At 48.8% G+C, this 16,621-nt stretch carries 10 protein-coding genes; 4 read left to right on the top strand and 6 right to left on the bottom strand.

From position 1 onward, the window contains the following. Positions 1–306 precede the first annotated feature (306 nt). Positions 307–4,227, top strand: a complete 3,921-nt coding sequence (cobN, locus tag NDA01_RS08165; RefSeq protein ID WP_348227547.1) for a cobaltochelatase subunit CobN — start codon at positions 307–309, stop codon at positions 4,225–4,227. Positions 4,228–4,261: 34 nt separating this feature from the next. Here the strand turns inward: cobN and NDA01_RS08170 are convergent, their stop codons facing one another. The 4 genes from NDA01_RS08170 to NDA01_RS08185 form a co-directional block, all read right to left on the bottom strand. Beyond that, entirely contained in the window at positions 4,262–6,091 is a 1,830-nt protein-coding gene (locus NDA01_RS08170; RefSeq protein WP_348227548.1) for a sensor histidine kinase, read from the bottom strand. Next, positions 6,088–7,056, bottom strand: coding sequence for a phosphate/phosphite/phosphonate ABC transporter substrate-binding protein (locus NDA01_RS08175; RefSeq protein ID WP_348227549.1), 969 nt, complete (start codon positions 7,054–7,056; stop codon positions 6,088–6,090). Before NDA01_RS08175 ends, NDA01_RS08170 begins: the two co-directional genes overlap by 4 nt. Before the next feature lie 86 nt (positions 7,057–7,142). Next, entirely contained in the window at positions 7,143–9,914 is a 2,772-nt protein-coding gene (locus tag NDA01_RS08180; RefSeq protein ID WP_348227550.1) for a transporter substrate-binding protein, read from the bottom strand. Positions 9,915–9,941: 27 nt separating this feature from the next. After that, a complete protein-coding gene (locus NDA01_RS08185; protein ID WP_431193347.1) occupies positions 9,942–10,778 on the bottom strand; it encodes an ABC transporter ATP-binding protein in 837 nt (278 codons plus the stop codon). 243 nt (positions 10,779–11,021) lie between these two features. On the opposite strand from NDA01_RS08185, the gene NDA01_RS08190 reads away from it, so the two are divergent. Beyond that, positions 11,022–11,840 carry an ABC transporter permease gene (locus tag NDA01_RS08190; protein ID WP_348227551.1) on the top strand — a complete coding sequence of 273 codons (819 nt, stop codon included), beginning with the start codon at positions 11,022–11,024 and terminating at the stop codon, positions 11,838–11,840. A gap of 63 nt (positions 11,841–11,903) precedes the next feature. Here NDA01_RS08190 and NDA01_RS08195 read toward each other — a convergent pair whose 3' ends face one another. Continuing rightward, the gene (locus NDA01_RS08195; RefSeq protein WP_348227552.1) at positions 11,904–12,848 is read right to left on the bottom strand and encodes an ABC transporter substrate-binding protein; all 945 of its coding nucleotides are present in this window, start codon (positions 12,846–12,848) and stop codon (positions 11,904–11,906) included. Between the two features lie 214 nt (positions 12,849–13,062). Here NDA01_RS08195 and NDA01_RS08200 point away from each other — a divergent pair, with 214 nt between their 5' ends. Together NDA01_RS08200 and NDA01_RS08205 are read left to right on the top strand one after the other, a co-directional pair. Then, a complete protein-coding gene (locus NDA01_RS08200) occupies positions 13,063–14,220 on the top strand; it encodes an acetamidase/formamidase family protein (protein WP_348227553.1) in 1,158 nt (385 codons plus the stop codon). 140 nt (positions 14,221–14,360) lie between these two features. Beyond that, positions 14,361–14,747 (top strand): RidA family protein, encoded by a 387-nt coding sequence (locus tag NDA01_RS08205; RefSeq protein ID WP_348227554.1) that lies wholly within the window; start codon positions 14,361–14,363, stop codon positions 14,745–14,747. Here NDA01_RS08205 and NDA01_RS08210 read toward each other — a convergent pair. After that, positions 14,744–16,252, bottom strand: a complete 1,509-nt coding sequence (locus NDA01_RS08210) for an ATP-binding protein (RefSeq protein WP_348227555.1) — start codon at positions 16,250–16,252, stop codon at positions 14,744–14,746. The two genes, NDA01_RS08205 and NDA01_RS08210, sit on opposite strands and share 4 nt — an antisense overlap. Positions 16,253–16,621 lie beyond the last annotated feature (369 nt).

The raw sequence follows: 16,621 nt of genomic DNA on the forward strand, positions 1-16,621 counted from the left end.
CTGACTCAGTCAAGAGAAACGCTGTAAGCTAGTACGATGCACCATGGCTGGAACCGCACCCAAATAATTGAATACTCAGTAATTAAATTGCTTGATTAATGCTTGACCGCTATAGAGCGTCAGGCTTTTGAGTTAGAAAATGCGCGTCTGACATGATGATCAGCTACTAATCAGCATATCCTAATCAACTCCTCTCCAGATCCGTGGAGGAGCGGGAGTCCAGAGTCAGCCGTATTTGTCAGCAATATCTTAAAACCCAAATTTAGAAATCCAAGTTCAGAAACCAAATTTAGAAACCCAGAAACTATGCATCGTTTAGCTGCTACGCCCGGCGGTTGGAATCCGCAAGTGGAAGGCGTGATTTTTATCGAGCAAACGCCCGCACCCGTTGTTTTTTTGACTGCGGCTGACACTGACATCCAGACAATGGCGCAAGCTCTGCCGCAATTGCCCCCGGATTTTCCAGCTATTCGTGTGGTGAACCTGTTGCAGCTACAGCAACAACTCACCATAGATACCTATGCTGAGGAGGTGTTGGAGTCCGCTCAGGTGATCGTCTTGCGCCTGTTGGGAGGTCGTTCTTATTGGTCCTACGGCTTTGAGGTGGTCAAAGATACGGTTCAGCGCACCAAGGCGACTCTGATTGTGTTGCCAGGAGACGATCGCCCTGATCCAGATTTGATCAGCCACTCGACAGTGCCTCTCACAGCAGTGAATCAATTCTGGCGGTACTTCACCGAAGGCGGTGTCACCAATCTGGTTAACGCCCTCAAGTTTGCGGTCAAAATTGGCCTCAATCAAGATTATGCTCCTGCACCGCCTGAAGCAATTCCTCAAATCGGCTTCTACCCCTGGCAGCCTTATTCTTATCCCTTCTCCCCTCCCCTTCATCCTGCCTCTCACCCTACAGGAACGCTTGCAGCGTTAACCTCTCACCCCTCACCTGCAAAAGTAGGCTTATTGTTCTACCGAGCTCATTACCTTGCAGGCAACACAGCTCCGATTGATGCCTTGTGCCAAGCTTTAGCTGAGCGGGGTCTAGAGCCTGTACCTGTCTTTGTGCCATCCCTGCGCGACCCAGACTTGCAGACCGAGTTGTTGAAGTACTTCCAGACTCCAGATGCGGCTCCTATTCAGGTACTACTTAATGCCACCAGTTTCTCGCTGGCTAAGTTGGAAACCGAAACTCCCAATCTAGAGCTTTGGCAGCAGTTGGATGTGCCCGTGATCCAGGTGATCTTGAGCGGCGGCACAGTGGAGCAGTGGGAAACCGAGTACCGGGGATTGTCGCCCCGAGACACGGCAATGAATGTGGCTTTGCCAGAAGTCGATGGCCGCATTATTAGTCGTGCTGTTTCGTTTAAAGCAGTCCAGATTCGCAACCCCGATCTAGAAACGGATGTGGTGGGCTATCAGCCTGTGCGCGATCGCATTGAGTTTGTGGCTGACCTAGCTGCCCATTGGGTTACGCTGCGGCAAACTCCACCTGCCCAGCGACGCATTGCTTTGATTCTGGCTAACTATCCCACCCGGAATGGCCGACTGGCGAATGGCGTGGGTTTAGACACCCCGACGAGCTGTGTGGAAATCCTCAAAGCGTTGCAGCAAGCAGGTTATAACTTAGCAGATGTGCCCCAAAGCAGTGAGGAACTGATTCAGCGTTTAACCGCTGGAGTCACCAATGACCCTGAGGGTTATGAATTACGCGCTGTGCATCAAAGCCTGGACTTAGCAGAGTACCGACAGTATTTTGCTACTTTGCCTGCATCGGTCCAACAAGGGATGCGCGATCGCTGGGGAGAACCGAGAGTAGACGGCTTAGCGTCAGATCCAGAAAACCCAAGTGCCAAGCCTGCTGCTTTCCCAATTTTTGGGTTGCAGCTCGGCAACGTTTTTGTCGGCATTCAACCTGCACGGGGCTACGATTTGGACCCCGCCTTGAACTATCACGCTCCTGATTTAGAGCCGACTCATGGGTATTTGGCGTTCTACTATTGGCTGCGGCAGCACTTGCAAGCTCAGGCAATCGTGCATGTCGGCAAACATGGCAACTTGGAGTGGCTACCGGGTAAGAGTCTCGCCTTGTCCGCGTCCTGCTATCCCGAAGTCGCCTTCGGCCCTTTACCGCACCTCTACCCGTTTATTGTCAATGATCCAGGGGAAGGAGCGCAGGCCAAGCGGCGATCGCAAGCTGTGATTCTCGATCACTTGACGCCGCCCATGACTCGGGCTGAACTTTATGGGCCACTGCAACAACTAGAACGGTTAATTGATGAGTATTACGAAGCCCAAAGCTTGGACCCCACTCGCTTACCTGTCATTCGCGATCGCATCACGAATTTGGTGTTGCAAGAAAAGCTCCATCAAGATTTAGGCATTGAGTTCAGCTCCACCTCAGCGCAGGCTCAATTGGCAGAATTTTTGACGCGAGCCGATGGTTATCTGTGTGAACTGAAGGAAGCTCAGATTAGAGATGGTTTGCACATTTTCGGGTGCTGTCCAGCAGGGCGGCAACTCAGAGATTTGATCGTGGCGATCGCGCGGCATCCTGGAACGGGTCGTATGGGTTTAACTCGCGCCTTAGCCCAAGATTGGGGTTTAGATCTTGATCCACTCATGGCTGATTTAGCTAGTCCGTTTGAGTTAGCACCGGAACTTCCAGCCGGAGACCATCCACCTGTGGCCAATTCCCTGCTGCCTGTACATCTCCAGCCGCAGTTGTCTGCCTGTCGGACTTTGGGCGATGTGGTGGAATTCTTGGAGCAAGAAGCTGCTTTGCTAGTGGAGCAGGTGATGGATGCCTCTAGTGATGCCTCTATAGATACGCTTGCCTCTAGCGATCGCTCTCTCCCACCCCGAACCCAAGCAGAAATCACCTGGATTCGCACAGTTCTGCTGCCCAAGCTGCAACAAACCCCGCAAGAAATTACTCATTTATTGCAAGGTCTGTCAGGCCGTTACATTCCCAGTGGGCCATCAGGAGCCCCCACCCGTGGTCGTCCGGAAGTGCTACCGACGGGCCGCAATTTTTACTCGGTTGATATTCGGGCCATTCCCACCGAGAGCGCTTGGGATGTGGGGCGAAAGGCGGCTGAAGCGTTGATCGAGCGCTACACCCAGGAAAATGGTGAGTATCCCAAAACGCTGGGCTTGTCGATCTGGGGCACTTCCACCATGCGAACCGGAGGCGATGACATGGCAGAAGCGTTGGCCTTGCTGGGAGTCCAGCCGATTTGGGAAGGCCCTTCTCGCCGGATGGTGGATTTCGAGATTTTACCGCTGGCAATTCTGGGGCGACCGCGCGTGGATGTGACGTTGCGAGTGTCTGGATTTTTTCGCGATGCTTTTCCTAACTTGATCGATCTCTTCGATCAAGCTGTGACCGCTGTCGCTGCCTTGTCAGAGCCAGCCGACCAAAACCCTTTAGCGGCTCAAGTCCAGCAGGAAACTCAACATTGGCAATCTGTGGGGCTGACGCCAGAACAGGCAGAACAGCGATCGCGTTATCGGGTCTTTGGTTCTAAACCGGGTGCCTATGGGGCAGGTTTGCAAGGCTTGATTGAAGCGCAGAATTGGACGGATGATCAGGATCTAGCGCGGGCTTACATCAACTGGAGCAGTTATGCCTACACCCGCAACGGCACAGGCCGTGCTGCCCCCGAAGCCTTTGAGCAACGGCTGCAACAAATGCAGATCGTCCTGCACAACCAAGACAACCGCGAACACGACCTACTAGATTCGGATGATTATTACCAATTTCAAGGCGGCTTAACGGCAGCAGTGCGATCGCTCACTGGCAAGAATCCCCAAACTTATTTTGGCGACCATTCACTGCCCCAAAACCCTAAAATTCGCAAACTCCAAGAGGAAATTGCCCGTGTATACCGATCGCGAGTGGTGAATCCCAAGTGGATCGAGGGAGTGATGCGGCATGGATATAAGGGAGCCTTTGAAATGGCGGCTACGATTGACTACTTGTTTGCCTACGATGCCACTGCTCACTGCGTCGAGGACCACATGTATCAGGGAGTAGCCAATGCCTATGTTTTGGATGAGCAAGTCCAAGCTTTTATTCAAGCAAAAAATCCCTGGGCCTTACGCGATATGGCAGAACGCTTGTTGGAGGCTCACCAGCGCGGATTGTGGCAACAAGTGCAACCGGAAACTTTAGATCAATTGCGTGCGATCGCCCATGAAGCAGAAGCGGTGATCGAAACCACCCTCTGATCTATGGATTCTTAGCCCGCAAGGTAGTTTTAGGTTAGTAGCTGCCCTGCGAGCTTGCTTCTGGTACGGGGAGTGCGGCTAGGGCTGAGTGGGAAGTTTGGGCATAGTTTTGTTGTACCGGAATCTCAATCCAGAATTCAGTGCCGTGCTGGGGTTGGGACTCACAATGTAGGGTTCCTTTGTGTCGCTGCACCACAATCTGGTAGCTGATTGATAGTCCCAATCCTGTCCCTTGGCCCACGGGCTTAGTGGTAAAGAATGGATCGAATAGGCGCTGTTTGACTTCATGGGTCATGCCAGGACCATTATCAGCGATGCGAATGGCGACCCGATCCGGTGACACGAGTTCTGTGCGAATGCGAATTTGGCTAGGATGACTTTGAAGATTTGCTGCCGATCGCGTCTGGTTGTAGCTGTCTAAGGCATCGATCGCATTGCTGAGAATATTCATAAAGACTTGGTTGAGTTGCCCCGTATAGCACTCGACTAGCGGCAAATCACCGTACTCTTTGACCACTGCAATGCCTGGATGTTCTGGCTTAGCTTTTAGCCGATTCTGCAAGATTAACAGCGTACTATCGATGCCTTCGTGAATATTGACGCGCTTCATGTCCGATTCATCGAGGCGAGAAAAGTTGCGGAGCGAAAGCACAATTTGGCGAATCCGTTGAGTGCCAACTTTCATCGAAGCCAGCATTTTAGGCAGATCAATTTGCAGAAAGTCTAGATCGATTGCGTCAGCATATTGCTGGACTTCCGCCGGAATTGAAGAAGAGTGCCGCTGGTAGCGATGAATGAGTTCTAATAAATCTTGCACATAGGTATGGGTGTACTCCAAATTGCCATGAATGAAGTTGACTGGGTTGTTGATTTCGTGCGCTACTCCCGCCACTAGTTGCCCCAAGCTGGACATTTTTTCAGTCTGGATCAGTTGGGATTGGGCTTGTTGGAGTTCTTCGATGGCTTGCTCTAGCTGTTGGGCGCGATCGCGTTCCCGTTCCTCCGATTGCCGTAGTGAGGCTTCGGCTTGCTTGCGATCGCTGATCTCACTTTCTAAACTTTCGTTGACCCGCACAAGTTCTGCCGTCCGCTCAGTCACCTTCTGTTCTAAGGAACGATAAAGCTCAGCCAACTGCGCCGCCATCTGATTAAACTCTTGCGCCAATTTCTCAATTTCATCACCAGTGGAGATGTTTACCTGATGGTCTAAATTGCCAGCTCCGATTGTCGCCGCACCTACCTGGAGCTGATGGATAGAACGAATGACGGGCAGCAAAATCAATAAAAATTGACCGACCAAGACCAAAACAATTAGCCCAATAATGGCATAGGTAAAAGCTTGGGCTCCTTGCTTAAACTGTTGTCCAGCTTGCTGAGCCAGAACATCTTGCTGTTGAGCCGTATCGGTTAAGAGAGCCAAATAAAAGTCGATGTCTTTACCAAAAGAGTCTAAGGCTCGTAAATCTTGCTGAATTTGATTTCCCTTGGCGGGTGTGTTGGTCAGGGTTCCTGCCAAGCGCACTAAGAAACGATGTCGCCGTCGCACGACAGGGATTTCTGCGGCCTCTGGCATAATGCGCTCCAACTCTTCCAAGCTGATCAAAAAGTTAGACATCGCCTTTTGGTAATCGGCCATATCCGCCGCTGCTTGATCCGTCAGCAAGAAAGCCTTGAGCGCTAGTAGTTGTTCGCGTAAGGAAAGTTGCAGCTCTAAGGAAATGATCCGAGCTTGAATGGTTTTCTCCCGGCTCGCCTGGATCGACTGATCGGCTTGTTTAATCAGGAGGGTACTGCCGCTCATGAAGCTAGCCACCAACCCAGCCGCCACCAGCGATGAGCCAATAAACTTCTGCCAAATCTTCATTGTCTTGGACCAGAATTTGCCTCTAAGGCCTTTTGTAATTGTCGAATCGGCTCATAATCAGCATCCTCGACCAATGTATATCCTGCAGATTCAGCTCCTGTAACGTCTGCAAGGCCCTCAGGAGCATTAATCAGAGCTTTTTTAAGGCTAGAAACGAGTTCTGGGGAAAGCTTCTTGGAAACAACGATTGGCGACATGGGAATGGGAGCGGATTCCCAAATGATCTGGTACTGGCTGGGGTCAAGCTTGCCAGATTTTTGCCGCTTTAGCAAAGAGGGTCGGCTGTCGGCGATCGCGTCTACCACGCCTGCTTCCAAATCCGCCTGCGCTTTGTCATGGTTGCCAGAATATTTGACGGTGGCAAAGTCTTGGTCTGGACGCAGACCTATTTTTTGGAAGTGAGCCATTGGCACCAAGTAACCAGAGGTGGAGGATCGGCTGACGAAGGCAAACCGCTTGCCTTTAAGATCGCTCAAGCTATCAATTCCGGCAGCTTTCCTAGCAATGATGACGCTGGTATACGAAGGGCGACCTGTGCTTTTTTCAATCGGAGCGACGATCGGCTCAACTTGAGGGTTTTGCTGTTGGGCCAGCACATAGGTTAAAGGCCCCAAATAGGCAACTTCTACCTTTTCCTGCACTAGCAGCTCAACTGCTTGCTCATAGCTCGAAGTAACTTGAAAGTAAATGGGATATCCCAGCGACTTTTCTAGATACTCTGCGAGAGATTCCAGTTGTTTTTCTTGTTCTTTAGGACTTAGAGCTGGAATTACCGCCACATCGATGACGTTGAACTCTTTGACTTCCCGATTGCTGGTTGCAGGTGGCTTGGATGCTGACGGAGCAGGGCGATCGCCAGATTGAGACCCGCAACTCACACTGAGCAGCATCAGGAACAGTGCCAGGCTATAGCGAACCCAAGTGCGGCAGCTCAAACGAGTGAGAAAAGACAATATAGCTGGCATGAGGTGGGGAGTTGGTTGATTTTTACGGTTTATTTTTATTCAACGGGCATCCCGTGCTTCGAGCTTGCCTACAACTATTCAGGAGACTACTCAGGCACAGAGGCGGCTTCAGCTTCACTAACGAGGAATGGGGCACTTTGGCTAATGGGGATTTCGATCCAAAATTCTGCTCCTGTCCCTGGTTGGGAGTTGCACCAAAGGGTTCCTCGATGTTTCTCCACGATGATTTGGTAGCTAATCGAGAGCCCTAAGCCTGTTCCCTGACCGACTGGCTTGGTTGTAAAAAACGGATCGAACAAACGTTGAACCACAAAAGCAGTCATACCAGGGCCGTTGTCTTGAATCCGCACAGTGACTCGCTCTGGATGTAAGACTTCAGTGCGGATTGTAATAGTGGGTGCAGGCTCTCTCAGACCCGATGCGATCGCTGCCTCACTTTGACTATCCAAGGCATCAATGGCATTGCTCAAGATGTTCATGAAGACCTGATTCAACTGTCCGGCGTAGCACTCTACTTGGGGTAAGTCGCCATATTGCTTAATCACCTCAATCCCTTGAGAGCCTGGTCGAACTTTGAAGCGGTTTTGTAGGATGAGTAAAGTGCTATCAATTCCTTCATGGATGTTGACAGGTTTCATCTCTGATTCGTCTAGCCGAGAGAAGTTGCGGAGCGATAGAACAATTTGGCGGATGCGATCGGCCCCGACTCTCATAGAGCTCAGCATCTTCGGCAGATCTGCAACTAAAAACTCAAAATCGTTGGTTTGGCGATGTTGCTGAATTTCCAATGCTGGCTCAGGATAATGCTGCTGATATAGATCAATGAGTTTTAGCAAATCCTGGGTGTATTCATTCGCGTAACTCAGGTTGCCGTAGATAAAATTCACAGGGTTATTGATCTCATGGGCGATCCCTGCCACCAACTGCCCCAAACTCGACATTTTCTCAGTCTGAATTAACTGGGTTTGGGTGGTTCGCAGTTCTGCTAAGGCTTGGGTGAGCCGCTGAGCTTGAGCTTGAGCCGCAGCAGCGGTGGCTCGACTCTGAGCGTAAAGCTCGGCTTGATCGATCGCGATCGCTAACTGGTCGGCGACATCTTGCAATAACTCTACTTCATCCGTACTCCAAGACCGAGAGCCGCTGTAATGCTCACAAACAATGGCTCCGATTTGTCCAGAATTGGTATAGATAGCGATCGCTAGCAAAGAAACCAGACCTAAATCCGTTAAAGCTTCTCGGCTCCTAGTGTCTAATTGAGGAGCCGTGGCAATGTTGTCAATCCACAGCGGGCTCAGCTTCAGCAAGATTTCCCCTAGCACTTCCACGGCGATCGTGGGGGGTGGCAAGGAGCGATGAGTCAGGTGAGGGGCAGAAACTTCATGGGCCAGTTTAAACCGAGCGGCTTCCTCGCTCTGGTTGTACCAAAGAAACTCGCAGCGATCGATCTCGAAGAGATGGTGAATTTCCTGGACAGCAGTCCGCACAATGGTTTCTAGCTCTAGCGTGCTCCGGATTTGAATGGATAGGCGACGCTTCAGCAGTTCTTCTCGCTTGGTCAACTCTAGCAACTGATTTTTGGCTCGTTGCAGATGTTGATTGGTATTCACCAGTTCGGCCATCGCCACTTCTAGTTCTCGCGACTTGCGCTCTAGCTGGCAGCTATACTGGATGACCTGGGGCACTTCTGCTAGTAAGTCAAGGATTAAAGCTGAGTCTCTCAAATCAGATTCATCTATACCAAACCAGGGTTGGGGCTTGATCGAGCGTTCTGAGACATATAGCGACTGAAATTGCCCCGTGGGCAAAATCTCGCCAATGCGGCAACTCTTCCAAACATGGTGATTCGGCTCAATCTGAATAAAACCACTAGGGGCAATCAAGGTTTGGCCATAGGCGGCACAGCGAACTGGGTGGGTTTCAAAGGATTCAGCGGTTTCAACAGCCTGTTTCCATAGATAAACCTGGCTGTAAGCAGCTTCGACGGGATCGCTGGTGACTCGCTCTGCTCCATACAGCGTTTTGAACCGTTGTACGAAAGCCTGGTTGGGCAGACTGTCGATGCTTTGGAAATAACTCCAAGTAGCGTAGTGTCCTGCCATCGCTGCTGGGGTGATGCGTTGCAGTTCATCTTCGGTCACGCTCACCGCCATAATGGGAATTTCTGCCGCGGAAATCCCCGCTGCATGGTACTGCTGGTAAAATTCCACATTGCCGTTGCCGTTTAAAGTGCTAAAAACGACATCGGGTCTAGCTTGTTTGATTTGCTCAATCACGGAGCGATAATCTGTGGTTTCTAAAGCGGGATAGGCCTCGCCCACAGTCATGCCTCCCAGTTGCTTCAACCGCGCTTTGATGATTTTGTTCGCAACTCTGGGAAAGACATAATCCATCCCCAGAAGATAAAAGCGGCGATGTTGATGCTGAAACAACCAATTAACGGCTGGTTCCACTTGCTGGTTGGGGCAGGCTCCTGTGTAAAAAATGTATTTGGAACACTCCAAACCTTCATACTGCACGGGGTACCAGAGCAAGCGATCGAATTCTTCTAAGACTGGTAAGACCAACTTGCGGCCTGTGGAAGACCAACCTCCAAACAAGGTGACGACTTGCTCATTTTTTAGGAGCTTTCTAGCTTTTTGTTCAAAGACGTAAGGGTCAGAAGCGCTATCTTCCACCACAGGTACGATCGCTTGACCGAGCACTCCCCCAGCTTGGTTAATTTCAGCGATCGCCATTAAGGCAGCATCTTTCAGAGACGATTCGCTGATTGCTAGCGGCCCACTTAAAGAATGTAGGATTCCAACTCGGACGGTGCCATCGGGAGGATTCATCGTGCGCTGTGCTACCAAACTGCTCATAAACCTGACATGCCGAATTAGCCTGGCTCAGGGGCGATCGCGCATGGTATGAACGACCTGTCGTTTAATTTGCAGAAATTCCGGGGTCAACTTCAGTTCCATATCCCGCTGTGTTGGCAAATCTATGCCAATTTCTGCCTTGATCTGCCCTGGATGGGCACTCATTACATAAATCCTCTGAGATAGAAAAATTGCTTCTTCTACGTCATGGGTAATCATCAAAACTGTGACGTGGGTTTGCTCCCAAAGATTGAGCACAAACTGCTGCATCTGCTCTTTAGTTTGGGCGTCCAAAGCGCCAAACGGTTCATCCATCAGAAGAACGTCTGGTTCATTCGCTAAAGCCCGCGCGATCGCCACTCGTTGTTTCATCCCACCCGATAGCTGTTTAGGATAAGCTTTGGCAAATTGAGTTAGCCCAACTACGTCTAAATAATACGCTACCCGTTGCCTCCGTTCCGGTTTGGGTAGACGCTGCAACTTTAGCCCATAACCAATGTTTTGAGCGACGGTGAGCCAAGGAAATAGCGTGTAGCTTTGAAAGACCAAACCGCGATCGCGACCGGGGCCTTGCACTGCCACACCATCCATCAGCACTTGTCCAGACGTGGGTGGAATCAGTCCCGCCACAATATTCAGCAGGGTTGATTTACCACAACCAGACTTGCCCACAATACAGACAAACTCATTGGGGTAAACGTGGAGGTTGATGTCTTGCAAGACTACCAGCGGCTGTCTCTGACTCTGAAAGGTTTTGCTGAGGTGGTGAACCGCTAGTTTGGGTTGACCCATTGAGGTGACTATGTCATCAACCCTGAAAGCGGTTTCAAGACTGGAATTAGGAGGTCTAGTAGACGGTGCCATTGCGAATTGCCTCAGGGTGAGCATGAGTCCGACCGATGGTAATGCCTCAGACCCTCTATCTTCAGCATGCCCTTGGGCAATCTAGGCGTAACGGATGTAACCGAAGGGCTGTTGACCTGAACTTTTAGCCCTGAACTTTTAGCTAGGGCGGGTAGGTAAGCGATCGCTGCCTTCAGATGACTAATTTGGGCGTGCTAACTTGGGCAACATCCAAGGAATTTTTACCAAAGTTCAACCAAAGTTATGACTAGAAAGCTATTTCAAGCTTGGTGTAGTCTCTGGAAAATTCGGGGTGAGATTTCTAAGCGTCTATATTTTTTGATGGTGCTTCTATCTATTTCAATACCTCTGTTAGGTTGGGCTTGCATCACTTACAGCGGCTGGGTAGATAGTCAGTTTTTGCCAAGCCCAACTACTGTGTTAGCTCGTGGCTATACTTCACTACAAAGCGGAGAATTAATTACAGATTTAATGGCTAGTTTGTCAAGAGTAGTTTGGGGCTTCTTGGCTTCAGCCATTCTTAGCATTCCTTTGGGGTTAATAATTGGTGCCTTCAAGAGTATGCAAGGGCTTCTGGAACCAATTTTGGGTTTGCTTCGGTATATGCCGACTGCTGCTTTTATTCCTTTAATTATTTTATGGATTGGCATTGATGAGCCAGCCAAAATCGCCATTATCTTTCTGGGTACCTTCTTCTATAACGTCTTGATGATTGCTGATGCCGTCAAGTTTATTCCGAGTGATTTAATTAAAGTTAGCTATACCTTGGGAGCCAAAGAAAAAGACATCTTCTTTGATGTGATTTTTCCAGCTACGCTACCTCATATTATTGATGCTCTCAGAATTAATATCGCGACGGCCTGGAATTTTGTCGTGATTGCTGAGTTGATTGCAGCCAGCTCAGGTCTAGGTTATCGGATTTTAATGGCTCAAAGAGCTTACCAAACCGATGCCATTTTTGTAGGGATTATTGTAATTGGTTTGGTAGGATTACTAATAGATTTTAGCTTCAAGCTACTCTTTGACTTAGTCGTACCTTGGGCGACTGATAAAAATCATTAAAAGTCATTGGTTGGATGAGTGCGATCGCATCAAGTACCCACCAAACTTGCTGATTGAGTTAGCTCAAAGTGACTTCACTAGAGAATTATCATAGATTTTATTAACATCCACTACAACGGGAGTTAGGTTCATATCCTTGGCAGTTTTGGCTGCGAACTTCAGGCTGTCAAAGACGTTTCTAGGATGTTGAGGGTTAAAGACAATGTTCTTGTTATCTTCAATGCCAAATAACTTGACTCCCCCCACTTGTTGCGCGGCTTCTTCCGGAGTAACGTTGAGCCGCTTGGCTACAATAGCGATCGCTTTTTCATCTTTCTGCTGGACTAGCTTTACTGCTTTATCGATCGCTTTCATGTAGGCTAAAATTTCAGCTCTCTTGGTTTGAATCACCTTCTCCTTGGCGATCAAACCATCAGGAACAATATTGCTGTCTTTGCTAGTAAACAGAATCTTGCCGCCGCCTTGCTTTGCTGCCTTGGCCATCCAAGGATCATAAGTTACGGCAACATCAACTTTTTTGGCGGCAAATGAAGCAGCAGCATTAGCGGCTGAAGTATCAACAATCTTGATGTCCTTCTCTGTTAACCCGCCTTTTTCTAAATAGCGTCGTAGTAGTAACACTTCAAACAAAAGGTTTTCCCGAGCTATGGTTTTACCCTTTAAATCAGAGGGTTGACTAATGTCACGACCAATAATGCCGTCAGAGCCATCTGAATAGTCAAAGAGCATTAATAGTTTGATGGAAGTGTCGCGCTGAGCCAATGGCACTAAGTCAGGAACTCCCGTCAAAGCTAGATCAACTTTGTTGGCTAATAAAGCAGTATTAGGGTCGCTTTGGGTGGGGAAGAAAACCTCCTTAACTTCAATGCCCTCTGCTTTAAACAGATTCAAATCTGTCGCGACATATTGGGCAGCAAATCCTGGCCAAGGGGGAACCCCAACAATCAAAGGCTGATTAGCAACAGAATTGGTTTGAGGTTGGGAGCTACAAGCAATTGGCAAGCACAAGGCCAATGAAAATAAAAAGAATAGAAAGCCTGTTCGATAGCGATTAAGCATACTTCTGAACATACTTAATTCCTGGTAAGTACCTGAACTCAGTTAAGCATCATCCTGCTTCCGGACTGTGTGATCCTTAAGCAGTTGTGGCTGGCTGGTTTGCTCTAAGTTTATCTAAGCTATGGTTTAACTGATTCAGTGCTTGTCCCTATGGGGTGGATCAATGACAGAACATCAGCACGACTCTGATCAAGACTCATCTGCATATGCAATGGAATTCTGTCGAGATCCGGAAGTAGCCAAACTGGATATCTTGGCGATCGCTGAGACTGTGCGAGATGCGGGAAACCTGCATGTCCTTAAAGCCACACCTGACAACTGTTTTTGGGGCTTTTTTGATCAGTCTTTGCCCCCAGTACTCACGATTAACTCTGGGGACATTGTTTATGTGGAAGCCTTGACTCATCAAGCGGGAGGAGCACCCGATTTGATGATGGACCAAGGTGTGCGGGATGTCTACGAACAAGTCAGCGATCGCGGTCCAGGCTTACACATCATGACAGGTCCGATCGCGGTGAAGGATGCTGAGCCAGGAGACACACTAGTCGTCAGAATTTTGAAGACCACGCCGCGTCTGCCTTATGGAGCTAACATTGCTGCTCATTGGGGCTACCTCTACAACAGCTTCCGCAAAGAGCGCATTACTGTTTACAAATTAGATACTGAATCGGGATTGGCCCAACCTGCCTTTGCCTACGACTTCCAAGAGCGCCCATTGTATAACCAGCCGGGATTGATAGTGCCGCCCGAAGCCACCCACCGCGAGCCGATCAAAACCCATGTTGCTATTCCTCTACGACCTCACTTTGGCATTATGGGGGTGGCTCCTCCGCAAAAGGGTCGCGTCAATAGCGTCCCTCCTGGACCTTTTGGTGGCAACATCGATAACTGGCGCATGGGAGCAGGAGCTACGGTTTACTATCCCGTGTTTACGCCCGGAGCCAACTTCTTTGTTGGGGACCCTCACATGGGTCAAGGAGATGGCGAAATTTCAGGCACCGCGATCGAAGCATCGATGAATGCTTGGCTGCAAATCTCGCTCTTGAAAGACTTTCCCATCGGCAGCCCTCTCCTGGAAACTCAATCCCACTGGATTACCCACGGCTTTCACGATGATCTCAACCAAGCGGTGCTTCAGTGCGCCGATCAAATGCTGGACTTCTTACAAACCAAGCGTAAGATGAGTGCTGACGAAGCTTATGCCCTCATGTCAGTTGCAGTAGACTTCGGGATTACTCAAGTCGTGAATCAGCGACGAGGCTGTCACGCTGCACTCCCCAAACAGCTATTTTTACCAACACCTTATCTCCCGGAAGTTTAAGTTACAGGCTCGCGCTGCATAGAAACTCGAAGCATTTTCTAAATTGTTTTTTAGAACACACTTTGGGGAACGCTGAGAGGCGAAGAAGGCGGTAAAACGTCGAAAAAACGCAAAAAATTTGTCGAAATTGGAGTTTCCCTGTGCTCGAATACATCACTTTGCCCAATACACTACCTCCTGTTGCTCCTTACTCTCATGCAGTTCGAGCGGGTGACTTTCTGTTTGTCACAGGTCAATTATCTGAAGACCCTGAAACTGGAGAGATTGTGCGGGGTCCGATCGCGGAGCAAACTAAGCAAGTCATGGAGAATCTAAAATTAGTTTTGCAGCATGCTGGTACGGGTCTGGACAAAGTGGTAATGAGTCGGATTTTTATTACTGATTTTCGTGAATACGAAACTGTCAATGAAATTTATTCTGCCTACTTTCCAGCTAATCGCTTACCGAGCCGAACCACAGTCGGAGTAATTGGATTAGCAGGGTTAGGTGATGTAGAAATTGATTTAATTGTTTATTGTGGTGATTAGGTAGCGATGGCTGGTTGGAGCGGTAGCTTGAGGCAAAATTCTGCTCCTCGGCCTGATTGTGAGGCACACCAAAGCACCCCTTGATGAGTTTCTGTCACAATCTGCTGGCTGAGAGAAAGCCCGATTCCAGTTCCTTTTCCCATCGGTTTAGTGGTAACAAAAGGTTCAAAGAGTCGGGCTTTTACTTCATCGCTGATCCCAGGACCGTTATCAGCAATCGAAACAGTGATTGTGCTTGTATCTTCTGCTTTGGTGCGAATGGTAATTCTGGGAAGTAGGCAAGAATTGTCGGTGCAATTCTGAGTAGTGCGATCGCTACTTCTCAAAGCATCAATAGCATTGCTCAAAAGATGCATAAAAACTTGATTAATTTGACCTAGATGACATTCAATCAAAGGTAAATCGCTGTACTCTTTGATGATTTGAATTCCTGGAAAGCCACCTGCTGGCTTCAGTCGATGCTGCAAGAGTAACAATGTGTTGTCGAGGCTCTGATGAATATTAACTCGTCGCATGCAGGCATCATCGGGTCGAGAAAAGCTGCGTAAAGACAAAACAATAGCTTGGATTCGCTTAACCCCAACCGCCAGTGAAGTTAAAACCTTGGGAAGATCCTGAACTAAGAATTCGAGGTCAGCCAGTTTGATTTGTTGTTGAATCTCTAGCTCAGGTTGCGGGTGGTACTTTTGGTAGAGCGCTAATAGATTGAGTAAATTGTGGCTGTACTCCCTCACATGCCCCAAATTGCCATAGATGAAGTTGACAGGATTGTTAATTTCTTGAGCAATGCCTGTCACTAATTGACCCAAGCTAGACATTTTCTCAGTTTGAATCAGTTGCGCCTGGGTTTGTTTCAGCTCAACTAACATCGTTTCCAATTGCTGCGCTTGTTGTTGTGCCGCTGCTGTAGCTGCCTCGCGCTGCTGAAACAGTTCTGCGTGACTTAAATCAATAGCTAGCTGTTCGGCTTCGCTCTCTGATTGATATTGGCTCACGACTGCATCTAAGGTGTCTAGGAGCCTGGTAGAAGCAGCGCTCAGAATCGCTTGCAGATGAGGATTCTCTAGAGTTAGTTCTGTGGCTGGAGCCGTCGCGATCGCTCGTACCTGATAAATGTAGTCGCGTACTTGTTGGTCTAGATTCAACGGCGGCTCAAAATACATTGTTTGCAGAGCCGGAGATAAATGACCCAGTAGCTTCAGACTGACATCTCCTTTTAGCAATCCTTGATGAGACTGCTCCATTAACGCGATCGCCGATAGTAAGACAGACTGCAACCGGGTCCGCTCAGCGTCATCACGACTGCAAACTAGTTGCAAAGCGAACAAAGCTGTCCGTTGAGAGAGCATCCGCTGGCGACCGCTTACATTCACCACTGCCGCATTAATCTCTCGGCTGGTATTAAGCTGCTCTAAATCGAAACTGTTGCCAAAACTGAACACAGACAATAACTCCAAATGAAGTAACTTGTGAGAAACATCACGATTCACAGATGCATTATTCATGACCTTTCTGCACTCAATTACCTCTGTGAAACGATGGGCCTAGGCTAAACAGTTTGAGCACCCTAATTCCACCGAAAAGGTGATTAAACCAATGGTAAAAACTTACTACTTGTTACCTCTGTGACCTAATGGTGAGCTTTTTGGTCCTACCTTAGAGATGACAGGCAGAGAAGAGATAAATGTGTTTTTGAATACTAAAACTATGAACTGAATAATCCGACAATATCGTGTCTTTTTATACTTGATTGCACTAACTTTGTGATCAAACTAAGAATTCTGGTGGCTATGGCGGTCATCCGGATGAATTTAATACTGAAGTAGAAAAATTTGCAAGATTGCTGAGCTTGAGGTTCAACAAATCCTCACAAA

The sequence above is a fragment of the Trichocoleus desertorum AS-A10 genome, assembly GCF_039962155.1.
GTDB lineage: Bacteria > Cyanobacteriota > Cyanobacteriia > FACHB-46 > FACHB-46 > Trichocoleus.